At 60.4% G+C, this 19,392-nt stretch carries 23 protein-coding genes; 19 read left to right on the top strand and 4 right to left on the bottom strand.

The genetic code is table 11. The features are described 5' to 3' along the window. Nucleotides 1-1,208 (bottom strand): sulfatase (locus VN623_RS02115; RefSeq protein WP_325567635.1); only part of this gene is annotated, 1,208 nt, incomplete at its 3' end. A 393-nt stretch (nucleotides 1,209-1,601) separates the two neighbouring features. Between VN623_RS02115 and VN623_RS02110 the strand changes: the two genes are divergently transcribed. Then, on the top strand, nucleotides 1,602-2,834 hold the full coding sequence (locus VN623_RS02110; protein ID WP_325567633.1) for a CBS domain-containing protein: 1,233 nt from the start codon (nucleotides 1,602-1,604) through the stop codon (nucleotides 2,832-2,834). Nucleotides 2,835-2,903: 69 nt separating this feature from the next. Further along, on the top strand, nucleotides 2,904-3,680 hold the full coding sequence (locus tag VN623_RS02105; protein ID WP_325567631.1) for a lysozyme: 777 nt from the start codon (nucleotides 2,904-2,906) through the stop codon (nucleotides 3,678-3,680). 35 nt (nucleotides 3,681-3,715) lie between these two features. Here VN623_RS02105 and VN623_RS02100 read toward each other — a convergent pair whose 3' ends face one another. The 3 genes from VN623_RS02100 to flgF form a co-directional block, all read right to left on the bottom strand. Further along, nucleotides 3,716-4,321: a hypothetical protein gene (locus VN623_RS02100; RefSeq protein ID WP_325567629.1), complete on the bottom strand. Its 606-nt coding sequence runs from the start codon at nucleotides 4,319-4,321 to the stop codon at nucleotides 3,716-3,718. Nucleotides 4,322-4,402: 81 nt separating this feature from the next. Beyond that, nucleotides 4,403-5,728, bottom strand: coding sequence for a FliI/YscN family ATPase (locus VN623_RS02095; protein WP_414653147.1), 1,326 nt, complete (start codon nucleotides 5,726-5,728; stop codon nucleotides 4,403-4,405). Between the two features lie 130 nt (nucleotides 5,729-5,858). Further along, entirely contained in the window at nucleotides 5,859-6,581 is a 723-nt protein-coding gene (flgF, locus tag VN623_RS02090; protein WP_325567625.1) for a flagellar basal-body rod protein FlgF, read from the bottom strand. 233 nt (nucleotides 6,582-6,814) lie between these two features. On the opposite strand from flgF, the gene motA reads away from it, so the two are divergent. The 17 genes from motA (at nucleotide 6,815) to VN623_RS02005 (ending at nucleotide 19,237) form a co-directional block, all read left to right on the top strand. Further along, on the top strand, nucleotides 6,815-7,705 hold the full coding sequence (motA, locus tag VN623_RS02085; protein WP_325567623.1) for a flagellar motor stator protein MotA: 891 nt from the start codon (nucleotides 6,815-6,817) through the stop codon (nucleotides 7,703-7,705). A gap of 91 nt (nucleotides 7,706-7,796) precedes the next feature. After that, nucleotides 7,797-8,765, top strand: coding sequence for a FliM/FliN family flagellar motor switch protein (locus VN623_RS02080; RefSeq protein WP_325567621.1), 969 nt, complete (start codon nucleotides 7,797-7,799; stop codon nucleotides 8,763-8,765). Nucleotides 8,766-8,846: 81 nt separating this feature from the next. Then, the gene (locus tag VN623_RS02075; protein WP_325567619.1) at nucleotides 8,847-9,263 is read left to right on the top strand and encodes a FliM/FliN family flagellar motor switch protein; all 417 of its coding nucleotides are present in this window, start codon (nucleotides 8,847-8,849) and stop codon (nucleotides 9,261-9,263) included. A 19-nt stretch (nucleotides 9,264-9,282) separates the two neighbouring features. Further along, nucleotides 9,283-10,296, top strand: coding sequence for a FliG C-terminal domain-containing protein (locus VN623_RS02070; protein ID WP_325567617.1), 1,014 nt, complete (start codon nucleotides 9,283-9,285; stop codon nucleotides 10,294-10,296). A gap of 22 nt (nucleotides 10,297-10,318) precedes the next feature. Next, nucleotides 10,319-11,401: a flagellar type III secretion system protein FlhB gene (locus VN623_RS02065; protein WP_325567615.1), complete on the top strand. Its 1,083-nt coding sequence runs from the start codon at nucleotides 10,319-10,321 to the stop codon at nucleotides 11,399-11,401. 15 nt (nucleotides 11,402-11,416) lie between these two features. Continuing rightward, nucleotides 11,417-11,836 (top strand): hypothetical protein, encoded by a 420-nt coding sequence (locus VN623_RS02060; protein ID WP_325567613.1) that lies wholly within the window; start codon nucleotides 11,417-11,419, stop codon nucleotides 11,834-11,836. Between the two features lie 100 nt (nucleotides 11,837-11,936). Next, nucleotides 11,937-12,311 (top strand): flagellar basal body rod protein FlgB, encoded by a 375-nt coding sequence (gene flgB / locus VN623_RS02055; RefSeq protein WP_325567611.1) that lies wholly within the window; start codon nucleotides 11,937-11,939, stop codon nucleotides 12,309-12,311. Nucleotides 12,312-12,316: 5 nt separating this feature from the next. Continuing rightward, nucleotides 12,317-12,748: a flagellar basal body rod protein FlgC gene (gene flgC / locus VN623_RS02050; RefSeq protein ID WP_325567609.1), complete on the top strand. Its 432-nt coding sequence runs from the start codon at nucleotides 12,317-12,319 to the stop codon at nucleotides 12,746-12,748. Continuing rightward, nucleotides 12,745-13,068, top strand: a complete 324-nt coding sequence (locus tag VN623_RS02045) for a flagellar hook-basal body complex protein FliE (RefSeq protein ID WP_325567607.1) — start codon at nucleotides 12,745-12,747, stop codon at nucleotides 13,066-13,068. The genes flgC and VN623_RS02045 overlap by 4 nt, the downstream gene beginning before the upstream one ends. A gap of 11 nt (nucleotides 13,069-13,079) precedes the next feature. Beyond that, the gene (flgG, locus tag VN623_RS02040; RefSeq protein ID WP_325567605.1) at nucleotides 13,080-13,868 is read left to right on the top strand and encodes a flagellar basal-body rod protein FlgG; all 789 of its coding nucleotides are present in this window, start codon (nucleotides 13,080-13,082) and stop codon (nucleotides 13,866-13,868) included. After that, the gene (gene flgA, locus VN623_RS02035; protein ID WP_325567603.1) at nucleotides 13,868-14,353 is read left to right on the top strand and encodes a flagellar basal body P-ring formation chaperone FlgA; all 486 of its coding nucleotides are present in this window, start codon (nucleotides 13,868-13,870) and stop codon (nucleotides 14,351-14,353) included. Before flgG ends, flgA begins: the two co-directional genes overlap by 1 nt. Beyond that, complete coding sequence (locus tag VN623_RS02030; RefSeq protein ID WP_325567601.1) at nucleotides 14,350-15,459, top strand: flagellar basal body P-ring protein FlgI; 1,110 nt, start codon at nucleotides 14,350-14,352, stop codon at nucleotides 15,457-15,459. Before flgA ends, VN623_RS02030 begins: the two co-directional genes overlap by 4 nt. Next, the gene (locus tag VN623_RS02025; RefSeq protein ID WP_325567599.1) at nucleotides 15,456-16,067 is read left to right on the top strand and encodes a hypothetical protein; all 612 of its coding nucleotides are present in this window, start codon (nucleotides 15,456-15,458) and stop codon (nucleotides 16,065-16,067) included. Before VN623_RS02030 ends, VN623_RS02025 begins: the two co-directional genes overlap by 4 nt. Next, nucleotides 16,054-16,791 (top strand): flagellar basal body L-ring protein FlgH, encoded by a 738-nt coding sequence (gene flgH / locus VN623_RS02020; protein WP_325567597.1) that lies wholly within the window; start codon nucleotides 16,054-16,056, stop codon nucleotides 16,789-16,791. The genes VN623_RS02025 and flgH overlap by 14 nt, the downstream gene beginning before the upstream one ends. A gap of 20 nt (nucleotides 16,792-16,811) precedes the next feature. Next, nucleotides 16,812-17,309, top strand: coding sequence for a flagellar basal body-associated FliL family protein (locus VN623_RS02015; protein ID WP_325567595.1), 498 nt, complete (start codon nucleotides 16,812-16,814; stop codon nucleotides 17,307-17,309). After that, nucleotides 17,309-18,049, top strand: coding sequence for a flagellar type III secretion system pore protein FliP (gene fliP / locus VN623_RS02010; protein ID WP_325567637.1), 741 nt, complete (start codon nucleotides 17,309-17,311; stop codon nucleotides 18,047-18,049). Before VN623_RS02015 ends, fliP begins: the two co-directional genes overlap by 1 nt. A gap of 231 nt (nucleotides 18,050-18,280) precedes the next feature. Beyond that, complete coding sequence (locus tag VN623_RS02005; protein ID WP_325567593.1) at nucleotides 18,281-19,237, top strand: flagellin; 957 nt, start codon at nucleotides 18,281-18,283, stop codon at nucleotides 19,235-19,237. The last annotated feature ends 155 nt before the right edge of the window (nucleotides 19,238-19,392 follow it).

Below are 19,392 nucleotides of genomic sequence, written 5' to 3'. Positions count from 1 at the left end.
GCCGACGTTATGATGAACGTGAAGAGAGGGCTGTTCGACTGCCCGATGTGACGCTCGATATTGGCAAGGGCGTTCGAATAGTAGAAGCGGTCGCGCTCGTTGAACCGCTTGGCGCCCTGTGCCTTGTAGTCGAAGATTTCGGGCATTCCGATTGTCGAGTAGAAACGGCCGTTGGAAACAAAGCCCTTCGGCACCGGGTAGAAGACGCTGTTGTGGTAACCGCAGCGAGCCAAGGCTTGCGGCGCGGCATCATGTATTTTCCCCTGCATCAGCGTCTGCACGAACGTCCGCATGCCGCCGAACGAGTACGTCGACACGCCGGCGAGAACGGAAAACTCCGTCATCCACGACGCCCCGCCGTAAGTCTCGACGCGCAGCTTGTGGAGTTTACCGTCGAACGACTTGAAGAAGGGATCGAGCCCCCGGTCGTAGGTGATCTCGGGAAAGAAGGATGGCGGCACGGCGCTTTCCTGGTGGATCAGGATGATGTGCGGCGGCTTTTCGGTGGGGTTGCACGTGGCGGGAATTTTGAACGGCGGCAGGGATTGCGACTTCAACGCATCGAGCAGCTGGCCCTTCCAAAGCGTTTCAAGCGTCTCGGACCACGACGAATAGAACGACGAGAGGTAGAGATTGTCCCAATAGAAGAGAGTATTCCGGCGTTCGCCCTTGGCGTAGCAGGACCAGGTCGCCAGGCAGACGCAAAGGACGAAGAGACCGCCGCTGATCGGGCGCGGGATGCGCGTGCCATCGTATTGCCAAAGCAGAAGCCCGCAGCCCGTGGCAACGGCGATCATCCCGACGATTGCCAGCAGCAGCGACTTGTGGTCGACCCAAAGGTAAACGAGCGTCGACCACGACGTCAGATAGAAGACGACGTCATAGGCGTGCAGCACCATCTCGATGTAGTGGCGCTTGACGTCGGACGCGATGACGATCGTCGCGACAAGCAGTGCGATCAGCGTGATCGAGAACAGAACACGCCGCGACACGAAAATCAGGGCGAAGATGAGCGCCGCGGTAACGGATGCCGCGAACGTAATGGTCTCTAACCAGCCCTCGTAACGCAAATGGTAGTAGGCAAGGCCGAGCGCGATGCAGGCCGTTGCCGCCCACACGATAGGCGTGGATAGTTTGCCTTGACCGGCGGTGGCGCCGGCCCGCTGGAGCGATGAGGCTTCATAGCCCGAAATCGGTTCAACGGTCATTTGCAGCAAACGCGGATGATCGAGGTCAGGCCTGCGTTGCCGCAGCGGTCAAGACGGTAGTGCGCACGGGACTTATGGCGGGTCAATGGCAGGATGGCCCTTTGAAAAAATATTCATGCCTGAGCACATCGTCCGAGGACTGATCTGGCCGTCGGCTCGTCAAAGTCGATTAGGTAAAGCCGTGCGCTGGAGGTCGCAGCCTGAAATGCCGCACGACAGCCCAGAACCCAGCTTTTCCAGCTCCAAGCCTGAATTTTGGGAAAGGTCCGCGATGCGCGTCCAGCGCTGAATTTGTGCTGCAATGTGTCAGACTTTACGTCGCGTTGGCGGACGGCAGGCCGGGGAGTACCACGAAGCTAGGTTGAGTATTTTGCGGTGCGCAAACGGCGGTAAATGACGCTGCAGGCCATCATCATCCGAGCTGACGGCGCTCTCGCTGAAACCGAGGATGTGCGCAGGCAGGTCTTTGCGCAGGTGTTCTCGGAAGCCGGGCTCAAATGGTCATGCGACCGGGAAGGGTTCGCGCTGACTGCGAAGCTCGGCAGCACCGAGGCGCGAATATCCCACTACGTACGCACAGCTCTTCGCGGCAAGCCCGAGACCGAGGACCTGTCACTCCTCATTCGAGCCATGCACCGGCGGGCGTCGAAGATTTTCGGCGAAATGCTCGTCGGTAACGTAATCGAGCCGCGTCCGGGAATTAGGGATTTGATTGTCGCGGCGCGTGCCGAAAAAATGCGGCTGGCTTTGGTCGCGCTCCTCGAAGTCGATGACACCGAGAGTCTTCTTGCCACGGTCTTGGGCTCGCGCGGCCGAGAGGCCTTCGACCTGATCGTAGCGCGCGCCGACAACGCCGCCGACACTTGCGAACGGCTCTATCAAGAAGTAGGCTCAAGCCTCGGTGTCGATCCGAAACATTGCCTCGTGATAGAGGGCGGACGGGCTGGCGCACTTGCTGCAAAGGCCGCAGGTTTTGCAGTCGTCACGACCCGTAGCGCATTCTGCCGCGAGAGCCCGGCTTTCGGCGGCGACACCGTGGTGGTCGAAGACTTGCCAAGCCTCATTCCAGGCCGGGATCGGCACCGCCACGATCACCTCAGTTCCGAAGATCGCGCTGATCTGCTTTCAGCGCTGCAGCGACTGCATGCTGGCAACTGTGAAAGCCTGGCCGATCTACATTGGAGCGATCAGATGCGCGTTTCTGACATTCTGAAGACCAAGGGGTCAGCAGTTAAAACCATCGAGTCGAACGCAACCATGCGGGCGCTTGCCCATAGTTTCCGCACGGAGGCCGTCGGTGCGATGTTGGTTCTCGATAGCAGTGGTGGGCTGCAAGGCATTATTGCGGAGCGCGACCTGGCGCGCGGCATAGACGAATTCGGCACGGATCTGCCGTCGATGCGCGTCTCGCAGCTGATGACGCGGTCCGTTGTGACGTGCGCCCCTGACGACAGCGTGGCCGCCGTTGCCAACGTCATGACGCAGCGTCGTATTCGTCACGTACCTGTCGTCGTCAATGGCGCGGTCGTCGGGCTTATCAGCATCGGCGACGTCCTGAAACATCGCTTGGACGAGGTACAACTCGAGGCCAGCGTGCTGCGGGACGTGGCGCGCTCGCGGCGTTGAGCGCGGTACCGGGTTGGTCTCGTTTCGGGCAACAGCTTGCCGCAAGCTCGGCATGGCAAGCATCGCGGTATGCTGGACGCAAACTATCTCGACGCCATCAAGCAATCGGAAGGCTACACCCCCGAGGCTCGGTGGGACTATGCGCAAAATACCAACGGCTACGGCACACGCGCTCGTTTTGCCGGCGAAGTCATCGATAAAGCCGAAGCTGACAAGCGGTTCGCAGACGAGATCAAGAAGGCCGCCGACTTTGTAGAGAAGTTCGCCCCGGGCCTCGACGAGGGCAGCAAGGCGGCGTTGACGTCGCTGACCTACAATGCCGGAACGGCGTGGACGCAAAGCGGGCTTGGCGAAGCTGTCGCAAGCGGCGACCTGCAAAAAGCCCAGTCCATTTTCCTTCAATACAATAAGGCCGGCGGTGCCGTCCTCGACGGGCTGGTGCAGCGCCGGTTGCAAGAGGTCGCCTGGTTTGGACAGGGAACACCGGGCGGGCAAAACGATCTGCTTGCTGCGCTGCAAACCTCCGCTCCGGCGACGGGCATTGCGACGCCGGCAGCTTCGAATTCCGCGGGCCCCCGCATCGCAAATCTCGGCCCGGGCCCCGGCTCGGCTGCACCTCTGTTCCCGGTGGCTGGTACGGATCGCGATTTTGCTTCCCCGCCAGCAACATTCGGTTCGACTGGGATCGCCACGACGCCGTCCGGCGCCTTTGCCGGACTTGGCGGCGATCAGGCTCTCTTATCGCTGCTCTCGTACCTGTCGAAAACCGATCTGCTGAAACAGGCCGACGGCGACGAAGCGCGCAAGTCCGGCCCGAAGCCGGACCCGCAGACGCGATCCGCGTGACGCGGTTGCGCGTTCCTGCATCGGCCAGTTTTTAGCTATCCGGCGTGCCACCCGAAGATCATCGCCATCAGCCACACGAGCATGAGCGAGAAAAAGAAAATCGCGACGACGGCCGTCCCGCCAAGCGGATTGAAGTCGCGGCGATCGCGGACACCGTTGGTATCCGTGGACGTTCTTCCATCAGGCCTTCCGGCGGCGAATGCTGCGAGACGTTGAAGAAAGTTCTGCAGTTCCGGCGCGGCCACGGGCATCGCATCGCGCACGCGAAATGGCGCAATGGGAATTGCGCTTTCGGACCGGCCGGCGTCGCTTCCAGCCGTCAACCCATCTTCGACATATCTGGCACTGAGGCGTTTCGAAGATTCTGTGGCATCGTCGACAGCCGCGCGGCGCGTGCCAAATGCTGCTTTCTCCGGACTTGCGGCCTCGGCTTCGGAAGCCTGCAGGCGGTCGTCGAGCAGTTTCAGCAACACCGCCGCAGTCGCTTTTGAATCGTGGGAAATGGGCGTCGGCGTCTGCTGAGGGCCAGGCTTGGCGGCTTCCGGCGCCGGCTCATCCTGCTTGCGCAGCAGCTCTCTCTCGCCCTTCATCAGGGTGCTGGTTGCCAGCAGCCGGCCAACGGTATCCGCGTTGCTTGCCACGCTTATCCGTCCCTAGGCCGCGGCTCGTGTCTCGAAGTCGAGATGTCACGCCGGCCTTTGCGTGTCATCGCTGATCTCGCGCTATCGGGAGGGTGAAGAAGTCTGCCGCGGTGCACCGGGCAATTTTTGCGACAGAAACGCGAAGACATCGTCTACGGGCGGCTCTTCGAGGTCCTGCTTCATTGCATCGTAAAGCCGGGGCACGACTTCCATGGCCCGATCGAGCGTCGGGTCGCTGCCGACCTTGTAACCGCCGATGGCGCGCAGATCGCGCGTGTCTTCGAACCTGGAAATGAATTCGATCAGCTGCGTCACGAACTGCGCCTGCTGCTTCGTCCGTATCTTCGGCGCCAACCGCGACAGCGAGGCCAAAGGATCGACTGCCGGCAGCCGCCCCTGGCTCGCAATAGCCCGATCGAGAACGATATGGCCATCGAGGATGCCGCGCGTCGCGTCGGCGATCGGATCGTTATGATCGTCGCCATCGACGAGGACCGAAAGGATCGCAGTAATCGTGCCGGCGCCGTCTTCGCCCGTTCCGGCACGCTCCAAAAGCCTTGGCAGGGCGCTGAAAACGCTCGGCGGATAACCGCGCGCGACGGGAGGCTCGTCCGCCGCTAGCGCAAGCTCGCGCATCGAATGCGCATAGCGCGTCAGCGAGTCGACGATGAGTAGGACATTCTTGCCTTGGTCCCTGAAGTGCTCCGCGATGCACATCGCCGTGCTCGGCGCTAAGCGGCGCATCATCGGGCTTTCGTCCGACGTCGCAACGACCGCGACGACGCGGGCCCGTGTCGCCCCCAATGTATCATCGAGAAAATCGCGCACCTCGCGGCTGCGCTCGCCGACGAGAGCGAGCACGGTCACGTCGCTAGACGGGGCCCGGCTCAGCATCGCGAGCAACGTCGATTTGCCGACACCTGAGCCCGCAAAAATGCCGATCCGCTGCCCCGCACAAATCGGGGTGAAAAGATCGATAGCCTTGACGCCGGTCGTCAGCGCCTGGCCGAGCCGGTTGCGAAGCATCGGCGATGGCGGGCTCCCCTGAATGCCCACCGCATGGTGACCCTCAATCAAGGGCTCGCCGCTGTCGATCGGCTGGCCGAGGGCATTCAGTGTGCGGCCAAGCCAGGATTCGTGCGGCGATAGCGTCAGCTGCCCCGACATTGCCGTGACGCGGGCGCCAAGCTCGATCCGGTGATCGTCGACGAATGGAGTGACGTTGATCGTATCGGCGTCAATGCTCGCCACTTCCGCGAGCACCGATCCTCCGAGACCTGCAATTGAAACGGCATCGCCGATTGAAACGAACTTTGAAAGCCCCGAAACGACGAGGTACGTCGTGCTGATCCGCGCAACTTTTCCCGACACCCTATGCGCCGGATGGCGTGCGGTGGCGAGAGCCATCAACAGATCGAGCCGATCAAGCGCCGTCGCCGATGTTGGGCTTGTCACGATTAGTCCTTCTCGGGAACGATATTGCGTACCACGCTAGGAACTTCGATCGGCGGGGCGAACGGGTGAATCCGCGTCCGCATCAAGAGCCCGCGATGTTTCTCAACGCATCCTGAAGCGACGCTTCTGTATCGTGCAGCATGGTGCTGACAGCTTCAAAATTTCTTTGAATTGTAATGAGGTGGGTCATTTCGAGCATCGGATTGACGTTCGACTTCTCGACGAAGCCCTGCACGACGCCGTTGCTTATGAAATCGAGTTCAGCAGTAGGCTGTATATCGGATGTAACCGAAGAACCCTCGGCGCGCGTCAGCTTGGCCTGCTGCGGAATGCGGTATATCCCCAACGCACCCAGATCCTGCCCGTCCTGCGTGATCGTGCCGGCCTTATTGATCGTCGGCGGCGGTTTCTCCGGATCAAGCTGCAACGGCGAGCCGCTGGCATCGAGGAAAGGTTGGCCCGAGAGCGTCGTCAGCACGCCCTCTGTCGTCATCTGCATCCGCCCATCGCGAGTATAGGCTATCCCCTGGGGCGTCTGAATTGCGAGCCAGGCGCTGCCACGAACGGCGACGTCGAGCGGACGACCCGTTTGCTCCAAGTCGCCCATCTTGAGGGAAAGATGAGAGTCCCCCTTCGAGACGAAACTGACCGGCTCCTTGCCCTTCTCCGACAGAAGCTCTTCGAACGACATCTCCTCCGCCCGGTAGCCGGCCGTCGAGGCGTTCGCCACATTGTTAGCCACCGTATCGAGGCGCCGCTGCAACGCGAGTTGGGCTGAAAGAGCGACGTAGATATTCGATTGCATTACGACAAGTCTCCAAGCCCCTAGGCCGCCATCGCGTCGTTGACGAGCCGCTTGTCCTTCATAAAGCCGTCGACCGATTTCACGTCGCCGATATGGCCAATCGAAGCTACGGCCGCGAACTTGTGGGGGGCTGACGCTCAGGGCGTGTCAAGGGCCTGGGCCGGAGCGGGTAAGTCCCGCGCAAGGCGAAGCGCCCCTATTAAGACTTCGCCTAATGCAGTTGGGATTTCCGCGTGACAATCATCCTCGGTCTGTTCATCACCCTGGCCTGCATGCTCGGCGGCTTTACAGCCATGGGCGGCCACGTCTGGGTCATCTGGCAGCCTTGGGAATACGTCATTATCTGCGGCGCTGCGCTCGGCACCTTCGTCGTCGCCAACCCAATGAAAACAATCAAGGATACCGGCAAGGCGACCCTCGAAGCGTTCAAGAACGGCACCCCGACTCAAGCCGAGAACATCGAATTGTTGTCGCTCCTCTATTTCATGATGCGCGAGCTTCGCGACAAATCACGCGCCGAAATGGAGATGATCATCGACGCGCCGCACGAGTCGGAAGTGTTCAAGCGCTCGCCTTCGGTCACGTCCAACGCTGAGCTGTCGACATTCATTTGCGACTACTTCCGATTGATCATCATGGGCAACGCGCGGACCCATGAAATCGAATCTTTGATGGACGAAGAAATCGAAACCGTTCGTCACGACAAGCTCAAGGCCTACCATGCCCTTGTTGCCGTAGCCGACGGCCTGCCGGCTCTCGGCATCATCGCGGCAGTACTCGGCGTCGTAAAGGCAATGGGCGCCATCGACCAGGCACCCGAAATTCTCGGGCATCTGATCGCCTCGGCACTTGTCGGCACGTTTGCCGGTATCTTCTTCTCTTACGCTGTGGTTGGTCCGCTCGCCACGAAGGTCAAGATTATCCGCGACAAGAACCTCCGATGCTACGTCATCGTGAAGCAATCTCTTCTGGCATTCATGAACGGCGCCATGCCGCAAGTCGCGATCGAACATGGCCGGAAGGCGATTTCCGCCTACGAACGGCCGTCGATCGACGACGTTGAGGCGGCCACGATAAGCGGCGGTATGGATCGGCGCACGCAAGGCGAGAGAAGGGCGGCTTGATGCTTCGACCTCGCCATCGCGCACGAGTTAGACCCGCGAATCCTGTGCAAGGCGCCCTTGCCTCGCCTGTGCGATCAGATCGGGCCACGCCGTGAGCACCGAAGCGCCCGTCAAGTCGCCGCAACGAGAAAAGTCCCTCGAGCGGGCGTTGTCGGCAGGTCATAACCGGCCCGACCGCCTTCCGGGCTTGCAGATCATTTTCAGCCAGTTGCCTCGCATCATGGTCGAAGAGATCGGCAATCTGTCGCTCCTGCCTCTGAAAGTCCGTCTCCTCGACCTCACCGCCTCGACGCTCGGCGATACATGCACGCTGCCGCCGAATACGCTCGCAGGCGTTGTGCGCGCTGAAAGATGGAGAAGCTGGGTCTACTTCATCAGCGACCCGCTCGCGACGGCACTGTTCGTGGAAGCCGCAACGGGTTGCGAAGGATTTCCCGCCGTCGGCTTCACTCCTCGTCCTCTGACGAAGACGGACGGGAACGTGATGCGCGTCCTCTTCCGCCGGCTCGCGCGCTCGCTGTCGTCGGCGTTTTCGTTACTAGTCGACGTGGCGTTTGATGTCGGGTCCGTGGTCGACAAGATCGAACTTGAGCCGCAGCTCAGCACGTCTTCGCCTGTCGTGGCGGCGCGATTGTCTCTTGAATACGGTGGCCACGCGGGCGTGCTGACGATCGTCATTCCGCAGGCAGCCCTCGAACCGATCCGCGATTTGCTGGCGGGCGGCGTTGTCGGCGAGGCGCCTGGCGCGGCGGGAAGCCAGTCGAGGTTTCGCGACGATACGGCGTGGTCGAAACAACTCTCCGAAGAAATCGCGCGCGCCTTCATCAGCCTGAACGGCGTGTTGGAGGAAAGGCCCATTCCGCTCGGCGAAGTTCAGCGCTTCGCCGTCGGTTCGATCGTCGAGCTTTCCAGCACGTCGTTGTCTCGGGTCCGTCTCGAAGCCGACGACAACCCGCTTTTCTGGTGCGAGCTTGGAAAGCAGGGAGAGGCGCTGACCCTGCGAGTCGAAGATGATTTCGATCGGCATAGAGAGGCGATCGATGAGTTTTACGGACTGTAGCGCCGTGTCCCTCAAGGCTGCGGCACGTTTGGATCGGCATAATCCGAATCGACGGGCAACGAAACGAAGGCAACGCCGAAAATGACGCCGGGTGAAGCGCAAGCGATGGAAGACGCATCCGAGACCGTCGCCTCGGACTTTGAACAAACGCTCGCCGGCATGGCGGAGGGCGCGGAATTCGCAGCCGCTCTGCACGACGGGGCTGGCGAAGATGTGGCGGCGTCTGCAAACGATCAGACGGACAACAGCGCCATGATCGCCGGCTTGCCGGTAATGATGAAAGTCGTATTGGGTTCGGCGAAAATGCCCGTTGCGACCCTGGCCAAGCTCGCCAAGGGCTCGGTCGTGAAGCTCGACAAGATGGTCGGCGATCCGGTCGATATTCTGGTCAACGGCCGGCTGATTGCCCGCGGCGAAGTCGTGGTTCTCAACGAGGGATCATCCCGGTTCGGCGTGGTGTTGACGCAAGTCGGCGGACTTGCTCCGTCCGCAAAGTAGCCGGCAACCGATGCAATACATGAGAGATACGTTGGCGGACGCAATCGGGCCCTCTCGCACATTGACGGGCCCCGAAAAGGTCGGCGTTCTGCTTCTGGCGCTCGGTAAGCAGCGCGCCAGCGATCTGCTGAAGAAATTCAACCCAGAAGAGCTGAACATTATCGTTCGCTCGACCGAGATCATGCCGACGATCTCGGCCTCCGACCTCGAAGGCATAGTCGAGGAATTCGAAGGACAACTCGGTCTCGGCACCCCATTCGTCGGCCGGCCCGAGGATGTGAAACGGCTGGTAACCGACGTTATCACGGAAAAGAAATCGTCCGCCGACGCCAATGACCAATTCGTCGCGCACCAGGATATTTGGACACGTCTGGCGGCGCTGCAAGACGACGTTCTTCAGGCGTATTTCAACAGACAGACACCGCAGGTCGTTGCCTACTATCTCGACCGTCTCGGTAGCGAGCGCGCCTCGGGAATATTGAAGGGCTATGCGCCCGCCGAACGTAATGATCTTCTCAATCGCATCCTTGGGCTTGGGCAGGTGACCCCGCAAGTCATCGAGGCTCTCGAAGGCTCGTTGCACGAAGAGCTGTTCGACGTCGACAGGAGTTCGGCAGGCAAGCACCTGACGATGGCGGGTATTCTCAACAACCTCGACAAGGCTGATTCCAGCGAGGCGCTCGCCTATCTGGCGAACCTCAAGCCGAAAGACGCCGAAGCTATCCGCAAGATGTTGTTTAAGTTCGAGGACCTGATGCGGCTTTCGGCGAAAGCGCTAACCGTGATTATGGATGGCGTTCCTGTCGAGCGCACGGTCATCGCGTTGCAAGGCGCCGATTCGGAACTACAGACAAAAGTATTGTCGGCGCTATCGCCGCGCGCGCGCCGGATGGCGGAGGCAGAAATGCAGAGCCCGGCCAATGTCGCTGCGCGAGATATTATCGATACGCGGCGCTCAATCGTCGATTCGGTTCTGAAGCTCGTCGCCGAAGGCGCGATCGAGCTTCCAAGCGAAGCCGCGACCGCACTCTAATCCTCATCTCCAGGGCCCGGCCGTGTCCGAAGAGCACGATAAGCAAAGCCGGACCGAAGAGGCGACCGATCAGCGACTGACGAACGCGCGCGAGGACGGCAACGTTCCGATGTCGCGCGAGGCGCCGAATTTCGCGTACCTGCTCGCCTCGTTGCTGGTTATTGCGGTTTTGGGTCAAGCCTTCGTCAGCCACTTGAGCGGCTTTCTCATCAGCCTTCTCTCAAACGTCGGATCGATCCATCTGGAAAGCGGTGGTGACGTGATCGTGCTGTTCAACGTGGTCGGCAAGCACGCCGCCACAGTCACCGCGCCGATCATACTGGCCTTCGCTGCGGCCGGCGTGCTGGCTGCCGTACTGCAGACCCCTCCGGTTCCCATTTTCAAGCGTGTGATGCCGGAATTGTCGAGGGTGTCGCCGACGCAAGGCTGGAAACGTATGTTCAGCATGAAGGGCCTGTTCGAGTTCGTGAAGCTGTCGCTGCGCATGGTCGTGGTCGCCGCCACCAGCGTTATGATCTTGATGATCATGTGGCCCGAATTCACCAATTCGGTCTGGAGCGCTCCGGGCGCGATCCTTGTTCTTTCGCAGAAAAGCGTTGTGGCATTGCTGACGGCGCTGGCCCTCCTGTCCTTCAGTCTCCTGATTTTTGATCTTCCCGTCGCGCACGTACTCTGGCGCCGTTCCCTCCGCATGGCGCCGCAGGAAATCAAGGACGAGAGGAAGCACAGCGAGGGCGACCCCCACATCAAGGCGAAACGCCGTTCGCTCTCAAGATCACGCGCCCGCCAGAGGATGTTGCGGGCCGTGCCGCGCGCCACCGTCGTGATCGCAAACCCGACGCACTTCGCGATCGCCCTGCGTTACGTGCGAAGCGAAGGCGGTGCGCCGCGCGTCGTGGCGAAAGGGCAGGATCTGATTGCCCTATCGATCCGCAGAGTGGCTGAAGAAAATGGCATTCCGGTCATCGAAGACAAGGCTCTCGCAAGGTCCCTCTATGCAAAAGTTGAAGTGGATCAAATGATCCCGGTCGAATTCTACAGGGCTATCGCGGAAATATTCATCCGCCTCCAGAAGCGGAACCGAATGGCTACCGTTCGCCCCTAAAGAGGAACGTCGTCGATGTTGCCGTTTCGCATTGACCATTCGCAGATCCGTGAAAAGATCCTGGGCGAGAGCGTCCGCGATGTTGCCACGGATCTGCGGCTCATCGATCTTCCCGATCTCGTCAGCTACCTGAAGACCGGCCAGATCGCCAGCGTCAGCACATTGGTTCAGGCGTCGATCGAGCTGTCGTTCAAGCCCGAAACGCTGACGTTCGGACATGCCGGCGATGTCTACCTCGAATGGGGGACGATGCCGCGGGTATCGTTCGACATGGAATTTCACCACCAGGCCGTCCATCTTTATTTCAGGTTGATGCTGGAAGCCGAAGAAGCGGGCGTCGAGATCACATACATATCCTTCGACGGCGAATCGGTGAGTCCCGACCAAAATACGCGGCGCCTGCACGAAGCGCTCGGGACAGCCCGCCTGAACTAGCGCCAATCGTTGCGGCGAAAAGTTGGACGTTCAACGGTCTCTCCAGGCCGACGCAAGCAACTGGGTGCAAGTAGGTGTGAGGCCTTTCCGAGGATCGCACATGCAGCCCCTGCAACTCTTCGATACTGCATTTCGGCGAAACGAGTGGCTCGCGCAGCGCCAGTCGCTGATCTCGGCCAACATCGCGAACGCCAACACCCCCGGTTACAAAGCCAAAGATATCGAAAGCTTTGACGATGTGATGCGCAAGGCGGTGCCGATGGCCGTCACAGACCCGCAGCATCTTTCTTCCGGTGACAGCGCCGGAACGGCTCGCAACGTCAACACCGACGAGGCGGAAGTTCTGGAATCCGGCAACAACGTCAGCCTCGAGGAAGAGTTTTTGAAATCCAGCGACGTGTCGCGCAATTACTCGATGAATACGCAGATAATCAAGGCATTCAGCCGCATGTTGCAATCCGCTACGAAGGCTTGAGTCGCATGAGCGATCCGTTCGTAACAGCCGCCAACTCCGCCTCGCACGGCCTTTTTGCGCAGTCGACCCGAATGCGGGTCCTGTCGGAAAACATCGCCAACGCCGACACGACTGGAAAAACGCCGGGCTCCGATCCTTATCGCCGCAAGACCATCAGCTTCCGCGACATGGTCGATGACGGGGATACCGGCGACGGCGTCGATATGGTCGGGGTCGATAAGATTGCCAGGGATGAGGCGCCGTTTCGAACCGAGTACATGCCGGGCCACCCGGCCGCCGACGACAAAGGCTACGTGAAGATGCCGAACGTCGACATGCTGGTCGAGCTTGCGGATATGCGCGAAGCGTCACGCGCCTACACGGCCAATACGCAAGTAATCAAGCAGGTGCGCGAACTCGTTTCAATGACGATTGATCTGCTGAGGCCGGGATCATGAGCCTGTCGATCGCGATGCTTTCGCCGAATATCGATCGCTTGGGTGGTGCCGCAGCCCCGTTGGCGCCAGCTTCGCCGGCACCGTCTGCCGCAGGTGCGCCGACTACCGACTTCGCACAAACGCTTGCAGCGATGGCCACAGACGCCGTCTCGACGATCAAGGCCGGTGAATCGACGGCCATGGCCGGCATGAAGGGCCAGGCGTCGCTGCAGCAGGTGGTGCAGGCCGTCATGCAGGCCGAGCAGACGCTTCAGACGGTGGTAGCAGTGCGCGACAAGGTCGTGGGCGCCTATCTCGAAATCAGCCGAATGCAAATTTGAGGTCGTGACCCATGAGAGCCCTTTCGATTGCCGCGACGGGAATGGCCGCGCAGCAGACCAACGTTGAAGTCATTGCCAACAACGTCGCCAATATCAACACGACCGGTTTCAAACGCGCCCGCGCCGAATTCACCGACCTTCTCTATGAGACGGAGCGCGCCGCAGGAACTCCCGCCACCGACGACGAAACGGTTATTCCGGAAGGCAACACGGTCGGTCTCGGCGTCAGGACCGCGGCAATCCGCAACCTGCATATGCAGGGTACGCTCGCCCGCACCGGCAACAAATACGATTTGGCTCTGAATGGGATCGGCTGGTTCCAGGTTCAGGGCGAGGCCAACGAGATTGTCTACACGCGCGACGGCGCTTTCAATAAGAACCAAAACGGCCAGCTCGTTACGTTGGATGGCAAGCTCGTTATACCGGAAATCACGGTTCCGGACACCGCGAGCGACATCATCGTCAATCAGGCGGGGCAGGTTTATGCGGTCATCGGCGCCACCGGAACGCAGCAGCTCTTGGGTCAGCTGGCAATCGCCAATTTTCCCAACGAGACGGGCCTCGATCCGCTGGGTGGCAATCTTTTCCGTCAGACGACCGCGTCGGGCGATGCGATTATCGGCAACCCCAACGACCCGGGCTATGCTTCGATCCAGCAGGGCTATCTCGAAAATTCCAACGTCGATCCGGTCAAGGAAATCACCGACCTGATCTCGGCTCAGCGCGCCTATGAAATGAACTCGAAGGTCATTTCGGCCGCCGACGATATGTACAACGTCATCACCAAGGACATCCGTTGATGGCGGCCGTGCGCGCTCATGGTGCAATGCTGTCACTGGCGGCGGTGGCGATCTTCGTGTGCGTCGTGCATGTGCCGGCGCAAGCCGCCGATGTCGCACATACCGTCTTCGTGCCGCGCCGCGTCATCTATCCGGGCGACGTCATTACGGCTGACGCACTGGTGGAGCGTAAAGTTCTGCGGTCCGCCGACAGCGGCGCTGTCTTCGGTGAAAACCCGGCAGACGTCGTTGGCAAAGTTTCGCGCCGGACGCTGCTGCGGGGCGAGCTGATACCGAATTCAGCCATTCGCGACAAAGACCTCATCCTTCAGGGCCGCCCGTACAAGCTCATTTACAATTCCCAGTTCGTATCGGTTGTCGGCACCGGAATTCCGCTGCAGTCGGCATCGGCCGGCGAGATGGTGAGTGTACGCAACCCCGATACCGGCCTCGTCATCAAGGCACGCGTACAACCGGATCAAACGCTGGCGGTCGAAGAGCAATGAAGCTGTGCGTGATCCTGGCCATCGCTTTTCTCGGCGCCTTCAGTGCCGCAGAAGCCGCGACGCGTATCAAGGACATCACGGACGTTAAAGGCATCCGCGCCAACCAGCTCGTCGGCTATGGTCTCGTGGTCGGGCTCAACGGAACGGGCGATAGCCTGCGCAATGCGCCTTTCACTGAGCAATCGATACAAGCGATGCTCGACCGTATGGGCGTCAATATTCGCGGCGCGCAAAACCAGCCTCGCACGCGGAATGCCGCCGCCGTCATGGTGACGGCAGAACTTCCTCCCTTCGCGACCAAGGGATCGCGTTTCGATATCGTCGTGTCTTCACTGGGTGATGCGAAATCATTGGAGGGTGGCGCCCTTATCATGACGCCGCTCGCCGGCGCCGACAAGGTGATCTACGCCGTCGCGCAAGGGCAGATCACGGTGTCCGGTTACGCTAAGCAGGGCCGGGCCGAATCGGTCACCAGCGGAGTTCCGACGCGAGGTCGAATTCCCAATGGCGCCATGGTCGAGCAGGACGCGCCAGGCTTTTTGGGCGATTCCATGCCCCTTGAGCTGCAACTCAGAAACCCGGATTTCGCGACCGCGATTCGCGTCACTGATGCAATCAATAGCTACGCGCAAGACCGCTTCGGAGCGCGAATAGCGCGTGCCACGGACCTGCAAAGTGTCGTGCTTCGCAAGCCCCCATCAATCTCGACGGCGCGTCTCTTTGCCGAGGTGGGCGAACTGATGGTCGAGCCGGATCAACCAGCGCGCGTCGTCATCGACGAGCGAACCGGCACGATCGTGATCGGCAGCGATGTTCGCATTTCGACCGTTGCGGTAGCGCACGGCAGCATCACCGTCCGCGTGACCGAAACGCCCTTGGTCTCGCAACCGGCGCCGTTCTCGAGAGGCGGCGAAACCGTTGTCGTGCCACGCACCGCCGTGAGCGTTCAAGAGAATGGCGGCAAGGTCGCGACGGTGCAGGGCGCCAATCTCCGCGAGCTCGTATCCGCGCTGAATCGCATGGGATTGAAGCCGCAGGGGATCATCGCAATCCTTCAGGCGATCAAATCGGCAGGCGCATTGCAGGCCGAGCTGGTGGTGCAATGAGCCAGTCATGCCAGCATGGTAAAATCAGACCCAAAAAAATCTCGAGCGGTAAGCGCTACGCGCCGATTTTCGCAGGCACGTTGTTGATCGCAGTCCTGTCGGCAGGTGCGGTTTCCGCCGCCGAAAACAGTAGCGGAAAAGACAACGAGGCTGACAACCTGCCGTTGCCGCCGACAACAGCCGTTAAGCTCTCGCCGGCCGAGCAGTATTGCTCGAGCGTGCTCGACGCCGCGACCGCCGCTCAGCTCGCGCAGCAGAAGATCAATCTGGCAAAGATTGAAAAGCAGGTCGATGACCGCGTCGCGCTTCTCGCCGCGAAGACCGAAGAACTTAAAGGCTGGATGGCGAAGCGCGAGGAATTCACCGCGCACGCGACCGAGTCGCTCGTGCAAATCTACGGCAAGATGAAGCCCGACGCCGCCGCCGCTCAGCTCATGGCAATGGATGAGTTCGTAGCAGCGGCGATAATGTCCAAGCTTTCGACCAAAGATGCCAGTCTCATTATGGCGGAGATGGAAGCGGCCAAGGCCGCGAGGCTTTCGGCGGTTATCGCCGGTGCCGGAGAAATCGCCATGAAGCCGGAGCGCAGGGCGAATGAGCAGCAATAGGCCCCGCTGTGCCCCGTTGGTAGCTGTTTGCCTCGCGCTGTCGGTTTCAGCGTGCGCCGGGCAACTCAGGGAAGTCGGACGCGAGCCGGCAATGACGCCCGTCGGAAGCGGCCTCGTGCCGGATCGCACCGTTCATCTTGGCTTGCCCATCACCGAAGCGGCCTACCATTCCGGAAATTCCACATGGCGGGATTCCGGCGCCGACCTCTTTCGAGATGCCCGCGCGTTTCGCATCGGTGACGTCGTGACCGTGAAGGTCCAAATCAAGGACAAGGCCTCGTTGGACAATTCTTTGAACCGGTCGCGCGATGCAAGCGTCGGCCTGACTTCGGCCTTGGATTACGCCTTCGGGTTCGGTTCCGGCGCGGCCACGGCGGGTAACGCCAAGCTCGATGGCAACCTCGACCGGACCACGTCGACAGACTCGAAGGGTGCGATCGCCCGCTCCGAAAGCATCGATCTACTTGTCGCGGCGGTGGTCAGCGAGGTTTTGCCGAACGGCAATCTCGTGATCAGCGGCACGCAGGAAGTGCGTGTCAATTACGAAATGCGCGTGCTGAGTGTCGCCGGCGTCATCAGGCCTCGTGACATCTCGACTGACAACGCGATCTCGTACGACAAGATCGCCGAGGCGCGCGTCTCGTACGGCGGCCGGGGACGGGTCATGGAAATTCAGCAACCCGCCTACGGCCAGCAGGTCCTCGACATTGTATCTCCGTTCTAGATCGAGAGCGGGGCCGGCACATGGCGCAGTCTAAAGACAAACAAAAAGACGAAGCCGCCGGCGGGGCGGGCACAGCCGGCTTCTTGATATCAATCTTATTGGCGATCCTGATCGGCCTGGGTGGCGGCGCCGCATTCGGCTATCTCGGTGGTGTCGGAGACCCTGCATCGCCCGCCAAGGCGGCGGCCGCCGAGTCGAGCGCGCCGTCGGCGGGCCGCTTCCCAAATGATGCGTTGGAAATTCAAGTCCCTGCCATCATCGTTCAATTGAAAGGCGAGCCCAAAACCAACGTCAGGCTCGACCTATCGATCATCGCTGCGCACGGAACCGCTGAATCGGGAACCTTGAAGAGCGAAATCCGGGAGGACGTCATAGCCTTCCTCGAGGGATTGAACGTCTCGGATATCCAGGGCGTCAGGGGGTTTCAGAATTTGCGCGAGCAGCTTGACGACCGGGCGAAGATCCGCGGCCGCGGCGCTGTTCTCGGCCTCTTGATCGGCGGCCTCATACTCGAATGATGAGCAAACGGGTACTTTCGTCGCTTGCTGTTCTGGTTCTGACGTCGACCGGCGCGCTGGCCCAGACCGTCGATTTCGGATCGCTCTTTCCCGCAGGCGACGCCTCGGCATCCGGACGAATCGTTCAGCTTCTCGTGGTGATGACCGTGTTGTCGGTCGCGCCGGGGCTGCTGATCATGGTGACGTCGTTCGCCAGGTTTCTGATTGCCTTTTCATTTCTGCGTTCGGGCCTCGGACTTCAAACCACTCCCAGCAATCTCATCCTCGTCAGCCTGGCTCTGTTCATGACGCTGTTTGTGATGGCGCCGACCTTCCAAAAGGCTTGGGACGATGGCGTCAAGCCGATGGTCGAAAACAAGATCAGTCAGCAGGATGGATATACAAGAACGACCGAGCCGTTTCGGGTGTTCATGCGCGCCAATGTGCGCGAAAAAGACCTCGTCACATTCGAATCCCTGTCGGCGGAGCGCTTCGGCGAGCAGGACAAGGCCGGGCCGGACGACTTGCGGATCCTCGTTCCGGCCTTCATGGTCTCCGAGCTTCGCCGTGGCTTCGAGATCGGTTTTCTCATAACGCTGCCGTTTCTCGTGATCGACCTTGTCGTTGCAACGATCATGACGGCGATGGGAATGATGATGATGCCGCCGACGGTGGTGTCGCTACCACTCAAGGTTTTGTTCTTCGTACTTGTCGACGGCTGGAGCCTGCTTGTAGGGGCGCTCGTCAAGTCGTTCGTCTAGCGCGGACGCCGCCAACCGGGCGGACACAGAGGCTTGCCCAATGGCCATCAGCCAAAGTGTATCGATCGCAAAAGTAACAAATCAGAAATAACTCTAAGCTATTTGATTTGGCATGACAGGAGTGGCGCGCCTCAGCGAAGCCACAGGCATGACGCCGATCTGTCAGGCCGGAAAATCCGGTATGTCCCCCAGTAATGTGCGCTTTTGGTGCCGAGTAGAAGGACAAGGGACATGGGAATGAGCAGCATTAACACGAATATGGCCGCAATGACGGCTTTGCAGTCTCTTCAGCAGACCTCGAAGGAAATGCTGACGACGCAGAACCGCATCTCGACCGGCTTGAAGGTCGGTTCGGCAGCAGACAACGCAGCCTACTGGTCGATCGCAACCACGATGCGTTCGGACAATGACGCACTCTCGACGGTTCAGGACGCGTTGGGCCTCGGCAAAGGCACAGTGAACGTCGCCTACACGGCAATGAACAGCAGCATCGATCTTGTTTCCAAGATCAAGACGAAGCTGGTTGCCGCCGCAGCGCCGGGCGTTGACCGCGCCAAGATTCAGTCGGAAATCGGCGAACTGCAGAAGCAGCTTAAGGGTATTGCCGATTCGGCAAGCTTCTCGGGCGAGAACTGGCTTTCGGTCGACTCTTCGGCGACCGGCTTCAACGCAACGAAGTCGATCATTTCTTCGTTCACGCGCTCGGCTTCGGGCGCCGTTTCGGTCGGCAGCATCAGCGTCAACACGCAGAGCTCGGTGTTGTTTGATGCTTCGACAGCTACGAGTGCTACCGGCGGCATCCTCGACGCCAAGCGCGATTCGACCGGCGCGATCGGTGGAACGGCGGGTGCATCCATCTACTCGATGGACATCAGCGCATTGACCGACAGCACGACCGACCAGGCGACGCTCAACAGCTACATCGCCGGCGCAGACGCAGCGTTCCAGGAAATGACCAAGGCTGCGACCAGCCTCGGCGCCAACCAGCAGCGCATCGACCTGCAGACGGACTTCATTTCCGCTCTGAGGGACTCGATTACGTCGGGCATTTCTCAGCTCGTCGATGCTGACATGAACCAGGAATCGACCAGGTTGCAGGCCCTCCAGGTCAAGCAGCAGCTCGGCGTCCAGGCGCTCAGCATTGCCAACCAGTCGAGCCAGAACATTCTCTCGCTCTTCCGCGGCTAATAACGATTGAGGCTTGGCGCTGACCGGCGCCAAGCCTTTCAACTGCACTGTCCCTTATCTTTAGACTCGCTCAAAAGCGCGTTGCCGGCCCCGTTTCTATTCTCCGTCAATTTCGGACGATGGCCAGGCCGGCAACCCGTCACCTTTGCACAAGG

The sequence above is a fragment of the Hyphomicrobium sp. genome, assembly GCF_035572195.1.
Lineage (GTDB): Bacteria > Pseudomonadota > Alphaproteobacteria > Rhizobiales > Hyphomicrobiaceae > Hyphomicrobium_B.
This window is presented reverse-complemented; position numbering and strand designations above follow the sequence as displayed.